The sequence below is a fragment of the Paractinoplanes maris genome (genome assembly GCF_023544465.1).
In the GTDB taxonomy this organism is placed as follows: domain Bacteria; phylum Actinomycetota; class Actinomycetes; order Mycobacteriales; family Micromonosporaceae; genus Actinoplanes; species Actinoplanes maris.
Window position 1 is genome coordinate 1 of the sequence record NZ_JALPVL010000016.1, and the last position, 14,104, is coordinate 14,104.

A 14,104-nucleotide genomic window follows, 5' to 3' on the forward strand; every position below is an offset into this window, starting at 1 on the left:
AACCGACACCCCTATCCGAAGAAAGGAGTAAGCCGGCCGGGGTATTACTAATTGGCACTGGCTTATCAAGCACCCTGTTGAGTTCTCAAAGAACAACCACACCCGGTCAACCGCCCCGGGGCACTCGTAAAACTTTACCCGCCGCTTCCCGTTTCGCCAAATCCGGGTCCAGGACCCGAATTCGCCGACCCTGAAAGCTTCAGGCACCACAAAGTAAAGCGAACGATCACCGGCCGCGAACGACGACGATCCACTCGCTCTAGATTTGTGGGTTCCTCCAGGACGGCCGCGCCGGTCCTCCGAAGAGTCCCGCTCGCTCGCCCGTCTCCCTGGCGGCTCGGAAAACATTACCCCCTGTTGCCCGGACCGCCAAATCGGCCCCCCATGGTGCGTGTCACGCCCGGTCCGACTGCCCGCCCGCCGTTGTGGATAACTCCGGCCACCCGAAACCGCCCTCGGCCCGCCTGTGGATGACGCCGCCCACCCGTCGGCTCAGCAACGTAGGTTCGGCCCGCCCCCGGTGGGAGGGGCTCTGCTCGGAGGGGCTCTGCTCGGAGGGGCTCTGCTCGGAGGGGCTCCGCGCCGGTGACCAACCGGCCTGGGTGCAGGTGTGGGTGGGCTGATGATGGGATGGCCGTCGGTGGCGGGGGTCGGGAGAACAGGGATGGTCATGGCAGACGCTGATCTGGTGTTCGTCGGGGGGCACGTCTTTGCGAGCGACGAGACCGCACCACCCCGATCGGGCCTGGCGGTCAAGGACGGGAGCATCGTCGCGGTGGGTGGCGACGACGAGGTGCGCGATTGGGTGGGTGCGGGCACCGAGGTCGTCGACCTGGCCGGCCGCCTGCTGATCCCGGGGTTTCAGGACGCTCACATCCACGCGGTCATGGGCGGGGTCGAGCTGGGCCAGTGCGATCTGACCGGCACCACCGACCGCGACGAATACCTGCGGCGGATCCGGGACTACGCGGCCTCGCACCCCGACGACGAGTGGATCGTCGGCGGTGGGTGGTCGATGGAGAGCTTCGCCCACGGGATTCCCGACCGGCATCTGCTCGACAGCGTCGTACCGGATCGGCCGGTTTTTCTGCTCAACCGCGACCACCACGCCGCCTGGGTCAACACCGCGGCGCTCGAGTGGGCCGGCATCACCGCCGCCACCCCCGACCCGGCCAGCGGCCGCATCGACCGAGACGCCGACGGCAACCCGATCGGCGCGCTCCAGGAGGGGGCGATGGAGCTGGTCGAGATTCCCGAGATGACGCAGGACCAGATGTATGACGGGCTCCTGCGGGCCCAGCGGCTGCTGCACTCGCTCGGCATCACGGGCTGGCAGGACGCGATGCTGGCCGCGAGCAACGGGTATGCCGACGTCTCCGACGCTTATGTGCGGGCGGCGCGGGAGGGCACGCTCACCGCGACCGTGGTCGGCGCCCTCTGGTGGGATCGGGACCGCGGTGCCGAGCAGATCGCCGAGCTGGTGGCCAAGCGGGCCGAGCTGACGGTCGGGAGGCTGCGCAGCGACACGGTCAAGCTCATGCTGGACGGGATCGCGGAGAACTTCACGGCGGCGATGACCGAGCCTTACCGGGACGGGTGCGGGCACGCCACCACGAACCGCGGGATGTCGTTCATCGATCCCGCGGCCCTTCCCCACTACCTCACCGAGCTCGACCGGCTGGGCTTCCAGGCGCATTTTCACGCGCTGGGCGACCGGGCGGTGCGGGATGCCCTGGACGCCGTCGCCGCCGCGCGTGCGGCCAACGGGTCGAGTGACACCCGTCCCCACCTGGCTCACCTGCAGGTTGTGCACCCCGACGACGTGCCCCGGTTCGCGCAGCTGGGGGCGACGGCGAACATGCAGCCCTACTGGGCCGCGCACGAGCCGCAGATGGACGAGCTCACGATCCCGTTCCTGGATCCGGCCGCGGTCGACCGGCAGTACCCGTTCGCCGACCTGGTCCGCAGCGGTGCGCGCCTGGCCGGCGGCAGCGACTGGCCGGTCAGCACGCCGGATCCGCTGCAGGGCATTCATGTGGCGGTCAACCGGGTGTTGCCGGGTGAGGAGCGGGAGGCGTTCCTGCCGGGGCAGCGGATCGATCTGCGGACCGCGCTGACCGCGTACACGGCCGGGTCGGCCTATGTGAACCGGCGCGACGACTCGGGCCGCCTGGAGCCCGGTTGCCGGGCCGATCTGGCGGTGCTCGACCGGGACCTGTTCGTCCGGCCGCGGGAGGAGATCGGGGACGCGAGGGTGGAGCTCACCTACGTGGACGGGAGGAGGGTGTCCGGCTGACCGGGGCCGGTTCGAGTCGCTGGGCCGGGATGAAGACCGGGGCGGCGACCGCGCGGGGCACGAGGGCGCCCACGATCACGATCAGGCCCATGACGGCGATCGCGTCGAGCCAGTAGTGGTTGCCGGTCACCACCACGACGATCAGCGTGATCGCCGGGTGGGCCAGCCACAGCCAGCGCTTCCAGCCGGCGGTCGTGGTCATCAGGGCGAGTGCCACCACGATGGCCCAGCCGACGTGCAGGGAGGGCATGGCCGCGTACTGGTTGCTCAAGGTGTCGGTGTCGGGTGGGCCGTAGACCGAGGGGCCGAACAGGCGCCCGGTGTCGACCAGACCGGCCGAGCCCAGCATGCGCGGCGGCGCGAGCGGGAAGACGGCGTGGATGACCAGGGCGAACGCGGTCAGCGTGGCCAGGGTGCGGCGCATCCAGAGGTACGTCTCGGGCTTGCGCACGTACATCCAGATCAGCGCGATGGCGGTGGCCGGGAAATGCACGTACGCGTAGAAGCAGTTGGCCACGCGCACCCACCACTCGTGCGACAGCAGGCTGGTCTGCAGCCCTGCCTCGCTGGGCAGATGCAGGACGCGTTCGAAGTGCCACACCGCCGAGGCGTTGTTCATGGCCTCGGTGACGTGCCCGTCGACCAGCAGCCGGCCCATCTTGTACGCGAGGAACAGCGCGGCGACGAGAGCGATCTCCCGCAGCGCTCGACGCACCGTTGTGCCGTTCATCCGCACCCCCAAGACGACCAAGGATCGTCCCGAAGTTGCAGAGCCAGCAAACTTTCACAGTGAGAAACTGATCACTGCCGGCAGCTGTCTTTCGGGCGACGCGTTCGTGAAGATCAATCGAACGGCGAAGGTACCAGTGGCATGCCAACCCTGGTGATCAGCTCGTCGACCGAAATCCCGAACGTTTCGACGACCCGGACGCCCTCCGACCCGACCGCAAACGTCGCCACGTCGGTGTAAACCCTGCTCACGCAGCCACGTCCGGTCAGCGGATAGGTGCACTCGGGCACAAGTTTCGGCTTCCCGTCCTTGGCGAACAGCGTCATCATCACGAACACCTGCTTGGCCCCGATGGCCAGGTCCATCGCCCCGCCGACGGCCGGGATGGCGTCGGGCGCGCCGGTCGACCAGTTGGCCAGGTCGCCGGTCGCGGACACCTGGAACGCGCCCATGATGCAGACGTCGAGGTGGCCGCCGCGCATCATCGCGAACGAGTCGGCGTGGTGGAAGTACGAGGCGCCGGGCAGCTCGGTGACCGGCTGCTTGCCCGCATTGGTCAGGTCGGGGTCGATCTCGTCACCCACGGCCGGGCGCCCCATCCCGAGCATGCCGTTCTCGGTGTGCAGGATGACGCCGCTGTCCGGCCGCAGATAGTCGGCGACCATCGTGGGCTGCCCGATCCCGAGGTTGACGTACGAGCCGTCGGGGATGTCCCGGGCGACGATCTCGGCCATCTGCTCGCGCGAAAGGCTCATGACGGCACCTCCACCAGGCGGTCGACGTAGATGGCCGGGGTCACGACCGCTTCCGGGTCGAGCGCGCCCACGTCGACGATCCGGGACACCTGGGCGATGGTCACGGTGGCCGCGGTCGCCATCACCGGGCCGAAGTTGCGCGCCGTCTTGCGGTAGACCAGGTTGCCCCTCCGGTCGGCGACGTGCGCCCGGATCAGGGCCACGTCGCCGCGGATCGGGTATTCCAGCAGGTACTCGCGACCGTCGATGATCCGGGACTCCTTGCCCTCGGCCAGCGGCGTGCCGGCCCCGGTCGGGCTGAAGAAGGCGCCGATCCCCGCTCCGGCGGCCCGCATGCGCTCGGCGAGATTGCCCTGCGGCACGACCTCGAGCTCGATCCGGCCCGCGCGGTAGAGCCCGTCGAACACCCACGAGTCGGCCTGCCGCGGGAACGAGCACACCACCTTGCGGACGCGATCGGCCGCGAGCAGGGCGGCCAGCCCGGTGTCCCCGTTGCCGGCGTTGTTGCTGACGATCGTCAGGTCGCCGGCGCCGTGCTCGATGAGCGCGTCGATCAGCTCGACCGGCATCCCGGCCATGCCGAACCCGCCGACCAGCACCGTGTCGCCGTCCTTGACCGCCGACACGGCCTCCTGAGCCGAGACGATCACGGGGCCTCCCCCAGCACCTGCTGCGCGATGCGAAAGGCGGTGTTCGCGGCGGGCACGCCGCAATAGATCGCGCTCTGCAACAGCACTTCCTTGATCTCGTCGTCGGTGAGCCCGTTGGTGCGGGCGGCGCGCAGGTGCATCGCCAGTTCCTCCTGATGGCCGAGGGCGACCAGCGCGGTCAAGGTGATCATCGAGCGGCTGCGGCGGTCCAGGCCCGGGCGGGTCCAGATCTCACCCCAGGCGTACGCGGTGATGAGCTCCTGGAAGTCCCGGGTGAACGGCGTGGTCCCGGCCACCGCCCGGTCGACGTGCTCGTCACCGAGCACCTGCCGCCGCACGGTCATCCCGGCCTCACGCACCCGGTCGACCGTGACCGGTCCGCCGAAGTGCTCCTCCAGCAGCGCCGCCACCTCCTCCGGTTTCTCGGCCGGGGCCAGATGGGCGACCTCGTCGAGGACGACGAGCCGGCCGTGCCGCACCCTCGTCGCGATCAAACTGAGGTTCTCCGGCGGCGTCGGCTGGTCGTCCGCCCCCGCGATGGCCAGCACCGGCGCGGTGATCTCGCCGAGCCGATCCCGGACGTCGAAAGCCGCCAGCGCCTCACAGACCAGCGCGTAGCTCTCGGGGTCGGCCGCGCGCAGCGCGTCGAGCAGCGCGGTCGCGACCGCGGGCGCGCGCTGGGTGAAGCCGGGCGCGAACCACCGCTGCTGCGAGGCGCCGACCACGGCGTGCACCCCGTCGGCGCGTACGGTCTCGGCCCGCTGCCGCCAGCCGGTGCTCTCCCCGATCTTGGCGCCGGTGCAGATCAGCGCGGCCGACTCGACCCGGCCGGGCGCGTCGAGCAGCAACTGCAGACCGACGGCACCGCCCACCGACACCCCGGCGTAGCGGAACGGCTCGCCCGGCCGCAGGTTGTCGACCAGGGTGAGCACGCCGCGGGCCAGCCCGGCGATCCCGAAACCGCCGTGCGCGGGCCGGCTGGAGCCGTGCCCGGGCAGATCCCAGCCGATGACGTGGTGGCTGCCCTTGAGCCGTTCGGCGCAGCGCCGCCAGAGCGCCTCGGCCGAGGTGCCGAGCGACGGCCCGAGCAGCAGCAACGGACGGCCGGGAGCGTCGACGATCGTGGTCGCGGTCAGCATGGCGGCTCCCCTGCTCGGGCCAGCGCGGCATCGATGATCTCGTCGGCGACTCCCCGGTACGGACGATCCGGAGCGTCACCGCGCGGGCTGTCCGGATCGGGCGTGGGGCGGGCGCCCTCCGTTGTGTCGTACTGGCGCTGCTCCGCGTCGATGCCCGGGCGGGCCGCGGCGAGCGTCGAGGCCATCCGTTGCTCGTCGATGTGCAGACCGGCGAGCAGCTCGGCGGTCTGGGAGCCGGCGGTCACCGTCCGGCGGGTGAGCGTGCGCAGCGTGGCCCACTCGACGTGCCAGGCGCCGTCGGCCCGCTCGTCCACCATGTTCGCGGCGGCCGTGTGCAGGGTGGCGGCGAGCGGCGGGCCGGCCAGCGCGGCCCGGCGCACGAGGACGGCCAGGGTCGGGTTGCGCTTGTTGGGCATCGCCGACGATCCACCGCTGCGGGCCAGGGACAACTCGCCGATCTCGGGCCGCGCGAGCGTCAGCACGTCGTTGGCTGTCCGGCCCCACGCGTCGGTGCAGGTGACGAGCGCGTCGCCGAAGTGGGTCAAGGGGGCGCGGCTGGTGTGCCAGGGCTGGTGCACCGGCAGACCGAGCCGGGCGGCGGTGGCGGCGATCCGGGTCATGGCCCTCTCGGGCGAGCCTTCGATGGCGACGACCGCGGCCAGGCTGCCGGCCGCGCCACCGATCTGGACGGGCAGATCGGATGCGGCGGCGAGGATGTCGCGCGCGTCGAGGACGGCCTGGAGCCAGCCGGCTGCCTTGAGGCCGAACGTGATGGGCACGGCGTGCTGGGTGAGTGTCCGGCCGGCCATGTCGGTGTGCCGATGGCGGTCGGCCAGCGTGGTCAGCGTCGCGATCTGGGCGTCAAGGTCCCTCCGGAGGGCGCCGACGGCCTCGCGCAGGCAGAGCACCAACGCCGTGTCGAGCACGTCCTGGCTGGTCAGACCGCGGTGCAGTGCCTGGGCCCGCGGGTCGTCGCCGAGGCGTTCGCGCAGCAGGGCGAGCAGCGGGATGACCGGATTGCCACCCTCCTCGGCCGCCGCGGCCAGGGCCGGCAGATCATCGGGCCCGGCCAGCTCCAGGAGGCCGGCGCCGCCCGGGCCGGAAAGGGACGGGCCGGAAGGAGAGCCGGAAACGGGCGGGCCCACGGCGAGCGGGCTGGAGTCCAACCAGGCGGATTCGACGCGCAGCAGGGCGGTGAGGACGGTCGCGTCGGTGCAGAGCTCGCCGCTGCGGTGGTCGCCGGGCCAGAGCAGGTCGCTCATCGGCGCCGGCTCATCGGGCCTGCCGGGGATAGCTCAGGAACACCGTCTCACCCTCGCCCTGCAGGTGGATGTCGAAGAGCAGCCCGCGCGGCTCGCGGGTGGTGATCAGCGTAGCGCGGCGGTCCGGCGGGAGCCCGCCGAGCAGCGCGTCCGGTTCGTCGCCGGGCAGGTAGGCGCGGGTGAAGAGCCGGTCGGTGAGCCCGCGGGCAAAGACGGTGAGCGCGAAGAACGGGCGGCGGCCGGGTCGCGCCGGGCCCGGGATCAGGGTCGAGAACCAGTAGTGCCCGTCGCCGTCGGTCTGCGCCCGTCCCCACCCGGTGAAGGTGAAGCCGTCGCGGTGGAACGAACCGGTCTCCCGCGGCACGCGTCCGGTGCTGTCGGCCTGCCAGAGCTCGATCAGGGCGTCCGGCACCGCGGCGCCCTCGCCGTCGACGACGCGCCCGTGCAGGCGTACGGCCTCGGGGTGACCTGCCGGGACCAGCAGATTGCCGCCCTCGAAGGGCAGGCCGAGGTGGAAGAACGGCCCGACCGTCTGTCCCGGCGCGAACGTCATGGCTCCTCCAGGGGCGTCCGGTGGGTCCCGCTGAGCACGATGTCCCAGCGGTAGCCCAGGCTGAACTCCGGCTTGGTCACGCTGTGGTCGTAGGACGCGACCAGCATGTCGCGGGCCCGGGCGTCGGTGATCGACTGATAGATCGGGTCGAGGTCGAACAGCGGGTCGCCCGGGAAGTACATCTGGGTGACCAGGCGCTGGGTGAAGTCGGTGCCGAAGAGCGAGAAGTGGATGTGCGCGGGCCGCCAGGCGTTGACGTGGTTGCGCCACGGGTAGGCGCCGGGCTTGATCGTCTGGAACGTGTAGACGCCGTCGCCGTCGGTCAGGCAGCGCCCGGCTCCCACGAAGTTCGGGTCGAGCGGCGCCGGATGCTGGTCGCGCTGGTGCCAGTAGCGCCCCGACGCGTTGGCCTGCCAGATCTCCACGAGCTGATGGCGCACCGGCCGGCCGTCGCCGTCGAGCACCCGGCCGGTCACGACGATCCGCTCGCCCAGCGGCTCCCCGGAGCGCTGGATGGTCAGGTCGGACTCGGCGTCGTCGATGTCAGCCGGCCCGAAGCAAGGCGCCCACAGCTCGACCCCCTCCGGGTCGGCCTGGCACAGGTCGCGGGTGGGATGGCGCAGGACGCTGCTGCGATAGGGCGGGTAGTCCCGGCGCGGCTGGGGGCCGCCGCTGCCCCGCAGGTCGTCGATCTCGCGTTGGATGTCGGCCTGGGTCGTCACGCTGGCGACGCTAGACCAGGCGGGAGGGCGGCACGATACTTGTCTTCCATTCACCGGAAGGAGCGGCCGTGGCTGCCAGCGTGACATCGCGGGCGCTGGACCTGTTGGGCGCGTTCGGCCCCGAGCATCGCAGCCTGACGCTGAGCGAGCTCGCCCGCCGGTCCGGGCTGCCGCTGGCCACCGCCCACCGGCTGGTCGGCGAGCTGCACAAGTGGGGGGCACTGGCCCGGCTGGCCTCGGGGGAATACGTGATCGGGCGCCGGCTGTGGGACCTCGGGCTGCTGGCGCCGGTGCAGTCGGGGCTGCGGCAGGCGGCGTCGCCGTTCCTGCACGACCTCTACGGGGCGACGCTGGCCACGGTGCACCTCGCGGTCCGCGATCGGGTGGAGGTGCTCTATGTCGACCGGCTGGCCGGGCACGTGTCGGTCCCGGTGGTCAGCCGGATCGGCTCCCGCCTTCCGCTGCACGCGACCGGGGTGGGCAAGGTCCTTCTGGCGTACGCCCCGGAGGACGTCCGGGCGGAGGCCTTCAGCCGGCTGACCCGGGTGACCCCGTACACCGTCACCCAGCCGGCCCGGCTGGCCGAGCAGCTGCGGCGGGTCCGGACCGAGGGGTACGCGACCACCGGCGAGGAGATGAGCCTGGGCGCCTGCTCGGTGGCCGTGCCGGTGCGGGCCGGCCATGACAGCGTGGTGGCCGCGCTGGGCATCGTCGTGCCGGACCTGCGGCGCGACAAGGCCCGCCTGGTGGCCGCTCTGCGGGTGGCCGCGCAGGGCATCGGTCGTACGCTCGCTTCCGCTGAGTGAAAACGGGGCCTTGCCGCCGGACGGGCGCTGCCGTTGGCTGGCAGCATGCGCACCCAGGTCGCCATCATCGGCGCCGGCCCGGCCGGACTGCTCCTCGCCCACCTGCTGCACCGCGGCGGCGTCGACGCGGTGGTGATCGAGACCCGCTCCCAGGACTATGTGGCCGCCCGCATCCGGGCCGGCATCCTGGAGAGCTCGAGCGTCGAGCTGCTCGAGTCAGTGGGGCTCGGTGAGCGGCTCCGGGCCGAGGGGCACGAGCACCGGGGCATCTATCTGCAGATGCCGGGCGAGCGGCACCACCTCGACTTCGTCGACCTGGCCGGGCGCAGCGTCTGGGTCTATGGCCAGACCGAGGTGCAGAAGGACCTGGTCGGGGCGGGCACGGCCGAGGTGCATTACGAGGTCACCGACGTGGCGTTGCACGACGTCGACTCCGCCCGGCCGTACGTGACTTTCGCCGACTCGTCCGGTGCCGCGCGACGCCTGGAGGCGGAGGTCATCGCCGGGTGTGACGGCTCGTTCGGACCGTCCCGCGCGGCGGCGGCGCCCGCGGACTTCTTCGAGCGGGTGTACCCGTACTCGTGGCTCGGGATCCTGGCCGACGTGGCGCCCTCGACCGATGAGCTGATCTATGCATGGCATCCGAACGGGTTCGCGCTGCACTCGATGCGCTCGGAGACCGTCAGCCGGCTGTATCTGCAGGTCCCGAACGGGACCGACCCGGCCGACTGGCCCGACGACCGGATCTGGGGTGAGCTGGCGACCCGGCTCGGGGACGGCGAGGACGGCTGGAAGCTGACGCCGGGGCCGGTGACCGACAAGAGCGTGCTGCCGATGCGCAGCTATGTGCAGACGCCGATGCGGCACGGCCGGCTGTTCCTGGCCGGGGACGCCGCCCACATCGTGCCGCCGACCGGGGCCAAGGGACTGAACCTCGCCATCGCCGACGTGACGCTGTTGAGCCGGGCGCTGGTCGAGTGGCTGAAGGCGGGCGACACCCGCCTCGCCGACAGCTACTCCGACGACGCGTTGCGGCGGGTCTGGCGCTGCACGCACTTCTCCTGGTGGATGACGACCATGCTGCACACCAGCGGTGACCCCTTCGACGCGCAGTTGCAGCTGGCCCAGCTTCGGTGGGTCACGACCAGCACCGCCGGGGCGACCGGACTGGCGGAGAATTACGCCGGTCCGCCCATCGGTTTCTGAGGATCATCGCGACTTCTGGAGCTGGGAAGGAGGATCGCGACGCGAAACGGCCCTTGGCTGGATCCGCCGACCACGGACGACGATCGTGAGGTGGTCACGGAAAGTCAAGGAGAGAACCATGCGCAAGTGGTGGCCGCTCGTCACGGTCTGTCTGGGCACCTTCATGCTGCTCATCGACGTGACCATCGTCAATGTCGCCCTGCCGCCCATGGCGGTGGATCTGCACACCTCGTTCACGGCCCTGCAGTGGGTCGTCGACGGTTACGCTCTGTCGCTGGCCGTCCTGCTGCTCGGCGCGGGCGCGCTGGGTGACCTGTATGGGCACCGCCGCCTCTATGCGGGCGGGCTCGTCGTCTTCGCCCTCGCCTCGCTGGCCTGCGGGCTGGCCACCGACGGCGGCACCCTGATCGCCGCCCGGGTCGTGCAGGGTGTCGGCGCGGCCGCCATGTTCACCACCACTTTCGCGCTGCTCAACAGCGCCTATCAGGGCCGGGAGCGGGGCATCGCGTACGGCGTCTGGGGTGGCGTCTCGGGCGCCGCGGCCGCGGTCGGCCCGGTGCTGGGCGGGGTGCTCACCGAGTGGCTCGACTGGCGCTGGATCTTCTTCGTCAACCTGCCGATCAGCGTCGTCGCGGTCGTGGCCACGCTCGTCGTGCTGCGCGCCGACCCCGGTCACCGCCGCGGCCGCTTCGACCTGGCCGGCACGATCACCTTCACCGTCGCGGCGACCGCCCTGACCCTGGCCGTGATCCGGGCCAACACCGAGGGCTGGACGGCCTTCGCCACCTGGGGTCTGCTGCTGCTCAGCGCGGCCGGCCTGGTCGCCTTCGCGTTCGTCGAGCGCCGCAGCGCCCACCCGATGCTGGATCTCAAGCTGCTGCGCAACCGCTCGTTCGGCGGCATCCTGATCGGCGCCCTGCTGGTCAACATGGCGGCCTTCGCCGCGTTCACCTACACCTCCATCTGGTTGCAGAGCCTCGTGGGGCTGTCACCGCTGAAAGCCGGTCTGGTCGGCCTGCCCATGTCGGTGCTGTCGGTGATCGTCTCGGGCATCGCCGGGGCCCGTCTGCACGGCCGCTCCCCGCGCGTCATCATCGGCGCCGGGCTGCTGCTGATCGGGGCCGGTTCGGCCCTGACGGTGCTGCTGCTCGGGCCCGGTTCGAGCTGGCCCGCGCTGCTCGCCGGCTATGCCGTGATCGGCGCCGGGGTCGGCCTGGTCATGCCCACGCTGGCCGAGGCCGCGATGGCCGCGGTGCCCCGGGAGCGGGGCGGGATGGCGGCCGGTGCGGTCAACACGGCCCGGCAGCTGGGCTTCGCGATCGGCATCGCCGTCCTGGGCACAGCCTTCGCCGGACGGGCCCGCGCGCACCTCACCGAAGCCGGGGTCCCGAACGCCGCGGACGCCGCCCACGGGCTCGCCGGCGGGCAGGCGGCCCGCATCCTGGCCGCGACCCCCGAGGCCGTACGGGGCACAGTGGACACCGCCCTGCGCGGCGCGGCCGTGGCCGGGCTCGACGCGGCGTTCCTGGTCGCCGCGGCGGCCGGCGTGGTCGCGGGGATCGCCGTCCTGCTGCTGGTCCGCCCGGCGCGCGCCGAGCCGCGCTCAGACGATCGGCCCGCGCAGGAGGCCGTTCTCCATCAGTGAGACGGCCAGCTTGACCCGGGTGAACAGGGGCACGGTCTCACACGTCCGGACCTCGCGGATCGCGGCCACCTCGGTCGTCAGATAGCGGTAGAGCGCCGCCGCGTCCGGGCACAACGCGATCGCCACGAGCGACGCGGCGCCGGTCACCGCCGAGGCCCAGGCCAGCGGGCGGTGATCGGCGAGCCGGGCCCCGACCGAGGCCAGATCGGTCGGGGCGACGGTGAACCACAGGTAGGCCACCTCGCGGAAGCCGAGCGCGGCGGTGGCCGTGTCCAGGTCGAAGCGGATGAGCCCGGCCTCGGCCAGCGCCTGCACCCGCAGACCGGCCTTGCGCTGTGTCCAGCCCGTCGCCTCGGCCAGCGCGGCGTAGCTCGCCCGGCCGTCGTGCCCGAGCGCCACCAGCAGTGGCCGGTCCTCCGGGGTCAGCTCGTCGGTGCCGGTGGGCCCGGGCACCTCGGGGGCCTCGGCCAGCAGCTCACGTCGCTGGTCACTGCCGAGCTGATCGGTGGCCGTGATCCAATCGGCCTCGCCGAGCCCGATGAACCGGTGCAGCACCTGATGCGAGCTCAGCGACAACACGTTGGCCGCGCGGGGCAGGTGGTGGAGCAACCCCTCCCGGCTCTCCGGCGACCCCTCGTCCACGGTCACCTGACAGATCAGCTCGGCGCCGCCGGCCCCGATCGACACCCAGCTCGTGTCGGTGCGCATGGCCAGCGCGGCCGCCGTGGCCGGGGCGGTCCCGGGACGGCAGCCGATACGCAACAGCCACGAGCTGGTCGTCCCGATCGGGTTGGCGATGCCGAACACCCGGATCAGCCCGTGGGTGCGCATCCGCTGGTAGCGGCGGGAGACCGTCTGCTCCGACACGCCCAGCACGGCGGCCAGACGGGCGAACGGAACGCGGGGCGACAGCTGCAGCCCGTGGATGATCTGCCGGTCCAGCCGGTCGATGGTGGCGGGCCCGGCCGGAGTTCTTGCCGGCACCGGCGGATCGTACCCTCCGGCGGCCGCCGGCAACCGCCACAAGTGAACATATTCGCAGGTCAACACCTATGAGGAAACGCCCCCCGGGGAGCGGGAACGGGCGCCGGAAGCCGCTAGGGTGGGCGCGGCCGACCGCATTGGAGGAGCTTTTGTCCCCGTCCACCCTGGAAACCGAGCGGCCGATCGGCTCGCTGGAAGTGCTGGCCGGCCTGCTCGTGCTGCTGGTGATCTTTCGGGGCCCGCTGTCCGAACTGGTCTCCGGGCCGGCCCTGCAGACCTGGACCACCGTGTTCGTGTCGGTGCTGGTGCAGGCGGCGCCGTTCCTGGCCTTCGGAGTGGCGCTCTCGGCGGTGATCGCGGTGTTCGTGCCGCGGTCGTTCTGGGCCCGGGCGCTGCCGCGGCACCCGGCCCTGGCGGTGCCGGCAGCCGGGCTCGCGGGCGTGGTGCTGCCGGGCTGTGAGTGCGGCAGCGTGCCGATCGCCGGGTCGCTGATCCGGCGCGGGGTCACGCCGGCCGCGGCGCTGGCCTTCCTGCTGGCGGCACCGGCGATCAACCCGATCGTCCTGACGGCCACGGTCATCGCCTTTCCGGGACGCCCCGAGATGGCGGTCGCGCGCGGGCTGGCCAGTCTGGTCGTGGCGGTCCTCCTCGGCTGGCTGTGGCTGCGCCTGGGACGCAGCGAATGGATCCGGCTGCCGCACCGGCCCGAGCTCGACGGGCCGCAGTGGCCGGCGTTCTGGGCCGCCTGCCGGCACGACGTGCTGCACGCGGGCGGGTTCCTGGTGATCGGCGCGGCCGCCGCGGCGACGATCAACGTGGTCGTGCCCGAGGCCTGGCTGACCAGCCTGGCCGCCAACGAGGTGCTGTCGGTCCTCGCGCTGGCCGTCCTGGCCGTGCTGCTGTCGATCTGCAGCGAGGCCGACGCGTTCGTGGCCGCCTCGCTGAGCCAGTTCTCGCTGACGTCGCGCCTGGTGTTCCTGGTCGTCGGGCCGATGGTCGACCTCAAGCTGATCTCCCTGCAGACCGGCGTGTTCGGGCGGCGCTTCGCGTCCCGCTTCGCCCCGGCCACCTTCGTGGTGGCCGTCCTGATCGGCACGCTCTTCGGCGTGGTGCTGCTATGACCCGTACGCCGTCACCGAGCGCCGCCATCGCCGCCCCGCCCACCACCAGCGCGGCCCGGCCTGTCGCCACCACCGCCGCCTCGATTACTGCGGCCCCGCCCACTGCCACCGCGGGCCCGCCCGCCGCCGACCTCGCGTCTTCCGCCTGCCTGGCCGCCAGTCGTACGTTCACCCCACCCATCGGGCGACGCGCCGGTGCTGTCTTGAGCGAGCCGGCCAGTCGCACGTTCATCCC

13 protein-coding genes are annotated in these 14,104 nt (G+C 72.0%); 5 read left to right on the forward strand and 8 right to left on the reverse strand.

The annotated features are described in order from the left end of the window. The first annotated feature begins 670 nt into the window (after positions 1-670). A complete protein-coding gene (locus NAG42_RS38125; RefSeq protein WP_250037225.1) occupies positions 671-2,296 on the forward strand; it encodes an amidohydrolase in 1,626 nt (541 codons plus the stop codon). On the opposite strand, the gene NAG42_RS38130 is transcribed toward NAG42_RS38125, so the two are convergent. The 7 genes from NAG42_RS38130 to pcaH all read right to left on the reverse strand — a co-directional run bounded on the left by NAG42_RS38130 (position 2,262) and on the right by pcaH (position 8,107). After that, entirely contained in the window at positions 2,262-3,026 is a 765-nt protein-coding gene (locus NAG42_RS38130) for a phosphatase PAP2 family protein (protein ID WP_250037226.1), read from the reverse strand. The two genes, NAG42_RS38125 and NAG42_RS38130, sit on opposite strands and share 35 nt — an antisense overlap. Positions 3,027-3,139: 113 nt before the next feature. Continuing rightward, complete coding sequence (locus tag NAG42_RS38135) at positions 3,140-3,781, reverse strand: 3-oxoacid CoA-transferase subunit B (RefSeq protein ID WP_250037227.1); 642 nt, start codon at positions 3,779-3,781, stop codon at positions 3,140-3,142. Further along, complete coding sequence (locus NAG42_RS38140; protein ID WP_250037228.1) at positions 3,778-4,431, reverse strand: 3-oxoacid CoA-transferase subunit A; 654 nt, start codon at positions 4,429-4,431, stop codon at positions 3,778-3,780. Before NAG42_RS38140 ends, NAG42_RS38135 begins: the two co-directional genes overlap by 4 nt. Beyond that, positions 4,428-5,570 (reverse strand): bifunctional 3-oxoadipate enol-lactonase/4-carboxymuconolactone decarboxylase PcaDC, encoded by a 1,143-nt coding sequence (pcaDC, locus tag NAG42_RS45570; RefSeq protein ID WP_250037229.1) that lies wholly within the window; start codon positions 5,568-5,570, stop codon positions 4,428-4,430. Before pcaDC ends, NAG42_RS38140 begins: the two co-directional genes overlap by 4 nt. After that, on the reverse strand, positions 5,564-6,832 hold the full coding sequence (locus tag NAG42_RS38150; protein WP_250037230.1) for a lyase family protein: 1,269 nt from the start codon (positions 6,830-6,832) through the stop codon (positions 5,564-5,566). The genes pcaDC and NAG42_RS38150 overlap by 7 nt, the downstream gene beginning before the upstream one ends. Before the next feature lie 10 nt (positions 6,833-6,842). Then, positions 6,843-7,385 carry a protocatechuate 3,4-dioxygenase subunit alpha gene (gene pcaG, locus NAG42_RS38155; RefSeq protein ID WP_250037231.1) on the reverse strand — a complete coding sequence of 181 codons (543 nt, stop codon included), beginning with the start codon at positions 7,383-7,385 and terminating at the stop codon, positions 6,843-6,845. Next, positions 7,382-8,107 carry a protocatechuate 3,4-dioxygenase subunit beta gene (gene pcaH, locus NAG42_RS38160; RefSeq protein ID WP_250037232.1) on the reverse strand — a complete coding sequence of 242 codons (726 nt, stop codon included), beginning with the start codon at positions 8,105-8,107 and terminating at the stop codon, positions 7,382-7,384. The genes pcaG and pcaH overlap by 4 nt, the downstream gene beginning before the upstream one ends. 68 nt (positions 8,108-8,175) lie before the next feature. Here pcaH and NAG42_RS38165 point away from each other — a divergent pair, with 68 nt between their 5' ends. From NAG42_RS38165 to NAG42_RS38175, 3 genes are all read left to right on the forward strand, one after another. After that, positions 8,176-8,913, forward strand: coding sequence for an IclR family transcriptional regulator (locus tag NAG42_RS38165; protein ID WP_250037233.1), 738 nt, complete (start codon positions 8,176-8,178; stop codon positions 8,911-8,913). Between the two features lie 45 nt (positions 8,914-8,958). Further along, positions 8,959-10,119 (forward strand): 4-hydroxybenzoate 3-monooxygenase, encoded by a 1,161-nt coding sequence (locus NAG42_RS38170; protein ID WP_250037234.1) that lies wholly within the window; start codon positions 8,959-8,961, stop codon positions 10,117-10,119. Between the two features lie 118 nt (positions 10,120-10,237). Beyond that, positions 10,238-11,764 (forward strand): MFS transporter, encoded by a 1,527-nt coding sequence (locus NAG42_RS38175; protein WP_250037235.1) that lies wholly within the window; start codon positions 10,238-10,240, stop codon positions 11,762-11,764. Here the strand turns inward: NAG42_RS38175 and NAG42_RS38180 are convergent. Continuing rightward, positions 11,723-12,748 carry an Lrp/AsnC family transcriptional regulator gene (locus NAG42_RS38180; RefSeq protein WP_250037236.1) on the reverse strand — a complete coding sequence of 342 codons (1,026 nt, stop codon included), beginning with the start codon at positions 12,746-12,748 and terminating at the stop codon, positions 11,723-11,725. The genes NAG42_RS38175 and NAG42_RS38180 overlap by 42 nt on opposite strands. A 68-nt stretch (positions 12,749-12,816) precedes the next feature. On the opposite strand from NAG42_RS38180, the gene NAG42_RS38185 reads away from it, so the two are divergent. Continuing rightward, the gene (locus NAG42_RS38185; protein WP_438872504.1) at positions 12,817-13,869 is read left to right on the forward strand and encodes a permease; all 1,053 of its coding nucleotides are present in this window, start codon (positions 12,817-12,819) and stop codon (positions 13,867-13,869) included. Positions 13,870-14,104: the final 235 nt, after the last annotated feature.

What these genes read in the sequence shown, in the direction of transcription:
- NAG42_RS38125 (WP_250037225.1), top strand. Translation starts at nt 671, where the DNA reads ATGGCAGACGCTGATCTGGTGTTCGTCGGGGGGCACGTCTTTGCGAGC.
- NAG42_RS38130 (WP_250037226.1), bottom strand. Translation starts at nt 3,026, where the DNA reads ATGAACGGCACAACGGTGCGTCGAGCGCTGCGGGAGATCGCTCTCGTC.
- NAG42_RS38135 (WP_250037227.1), bottom strand. Translation starts at nt 3,781, where the DNA reads ATGAGCCTTTCGCGCGAGCAGATGGCCGAGATCGTCGCCCGGGACATC.
- pcaDC (WP_250037229.1), bottom strand. Translation starts at nt 5,570, where the DNA reads ATGCTGACCGCGACCACGATCGTCGACGCTCCCGGCCGTCCGTTGCTG.
- NAG42_RS38150 (WP_250037230.1), bottom strand. Translation starts at nt 6,832, where the DNA reads ATGAGCGACCTGCTCTGGCCCGGCGACCACCGCAGCGGCGAGCTCTGC.
- pcaG (WP_250037231.1), bottom strand. Translation starts at nt 7,385, where the DNA reads ATGACGTTCGCGCCGGGACAGACGGTCGGGCCGTTCTTCCACCTCGGC.
- NAG42_RS38170 (WP_250037234.1), top strand. Translation starts at nt 8,959, where the DNA reads ATGCGCACCCAGGTCGCCATCATCGGCGCCGGCCCGGCCGGACTGCTC.
- NAG42_RS38175 (WP_250037235.1), top strand. Translation starts at nt 10,238, where the DNA reads ATGCGCAAGTGGTGGCCGCTCGTCACGGTCTGTCTGGGCACCTTCATG.
- NAG42_RS38185 (WP_438872504.1), top strand. Translation starts at nt 12,817, where the DNA reads ATGAGGAAACGCCCCCCGGGGAGCGGGAACGGGCGCCGGAAGCCGCTA.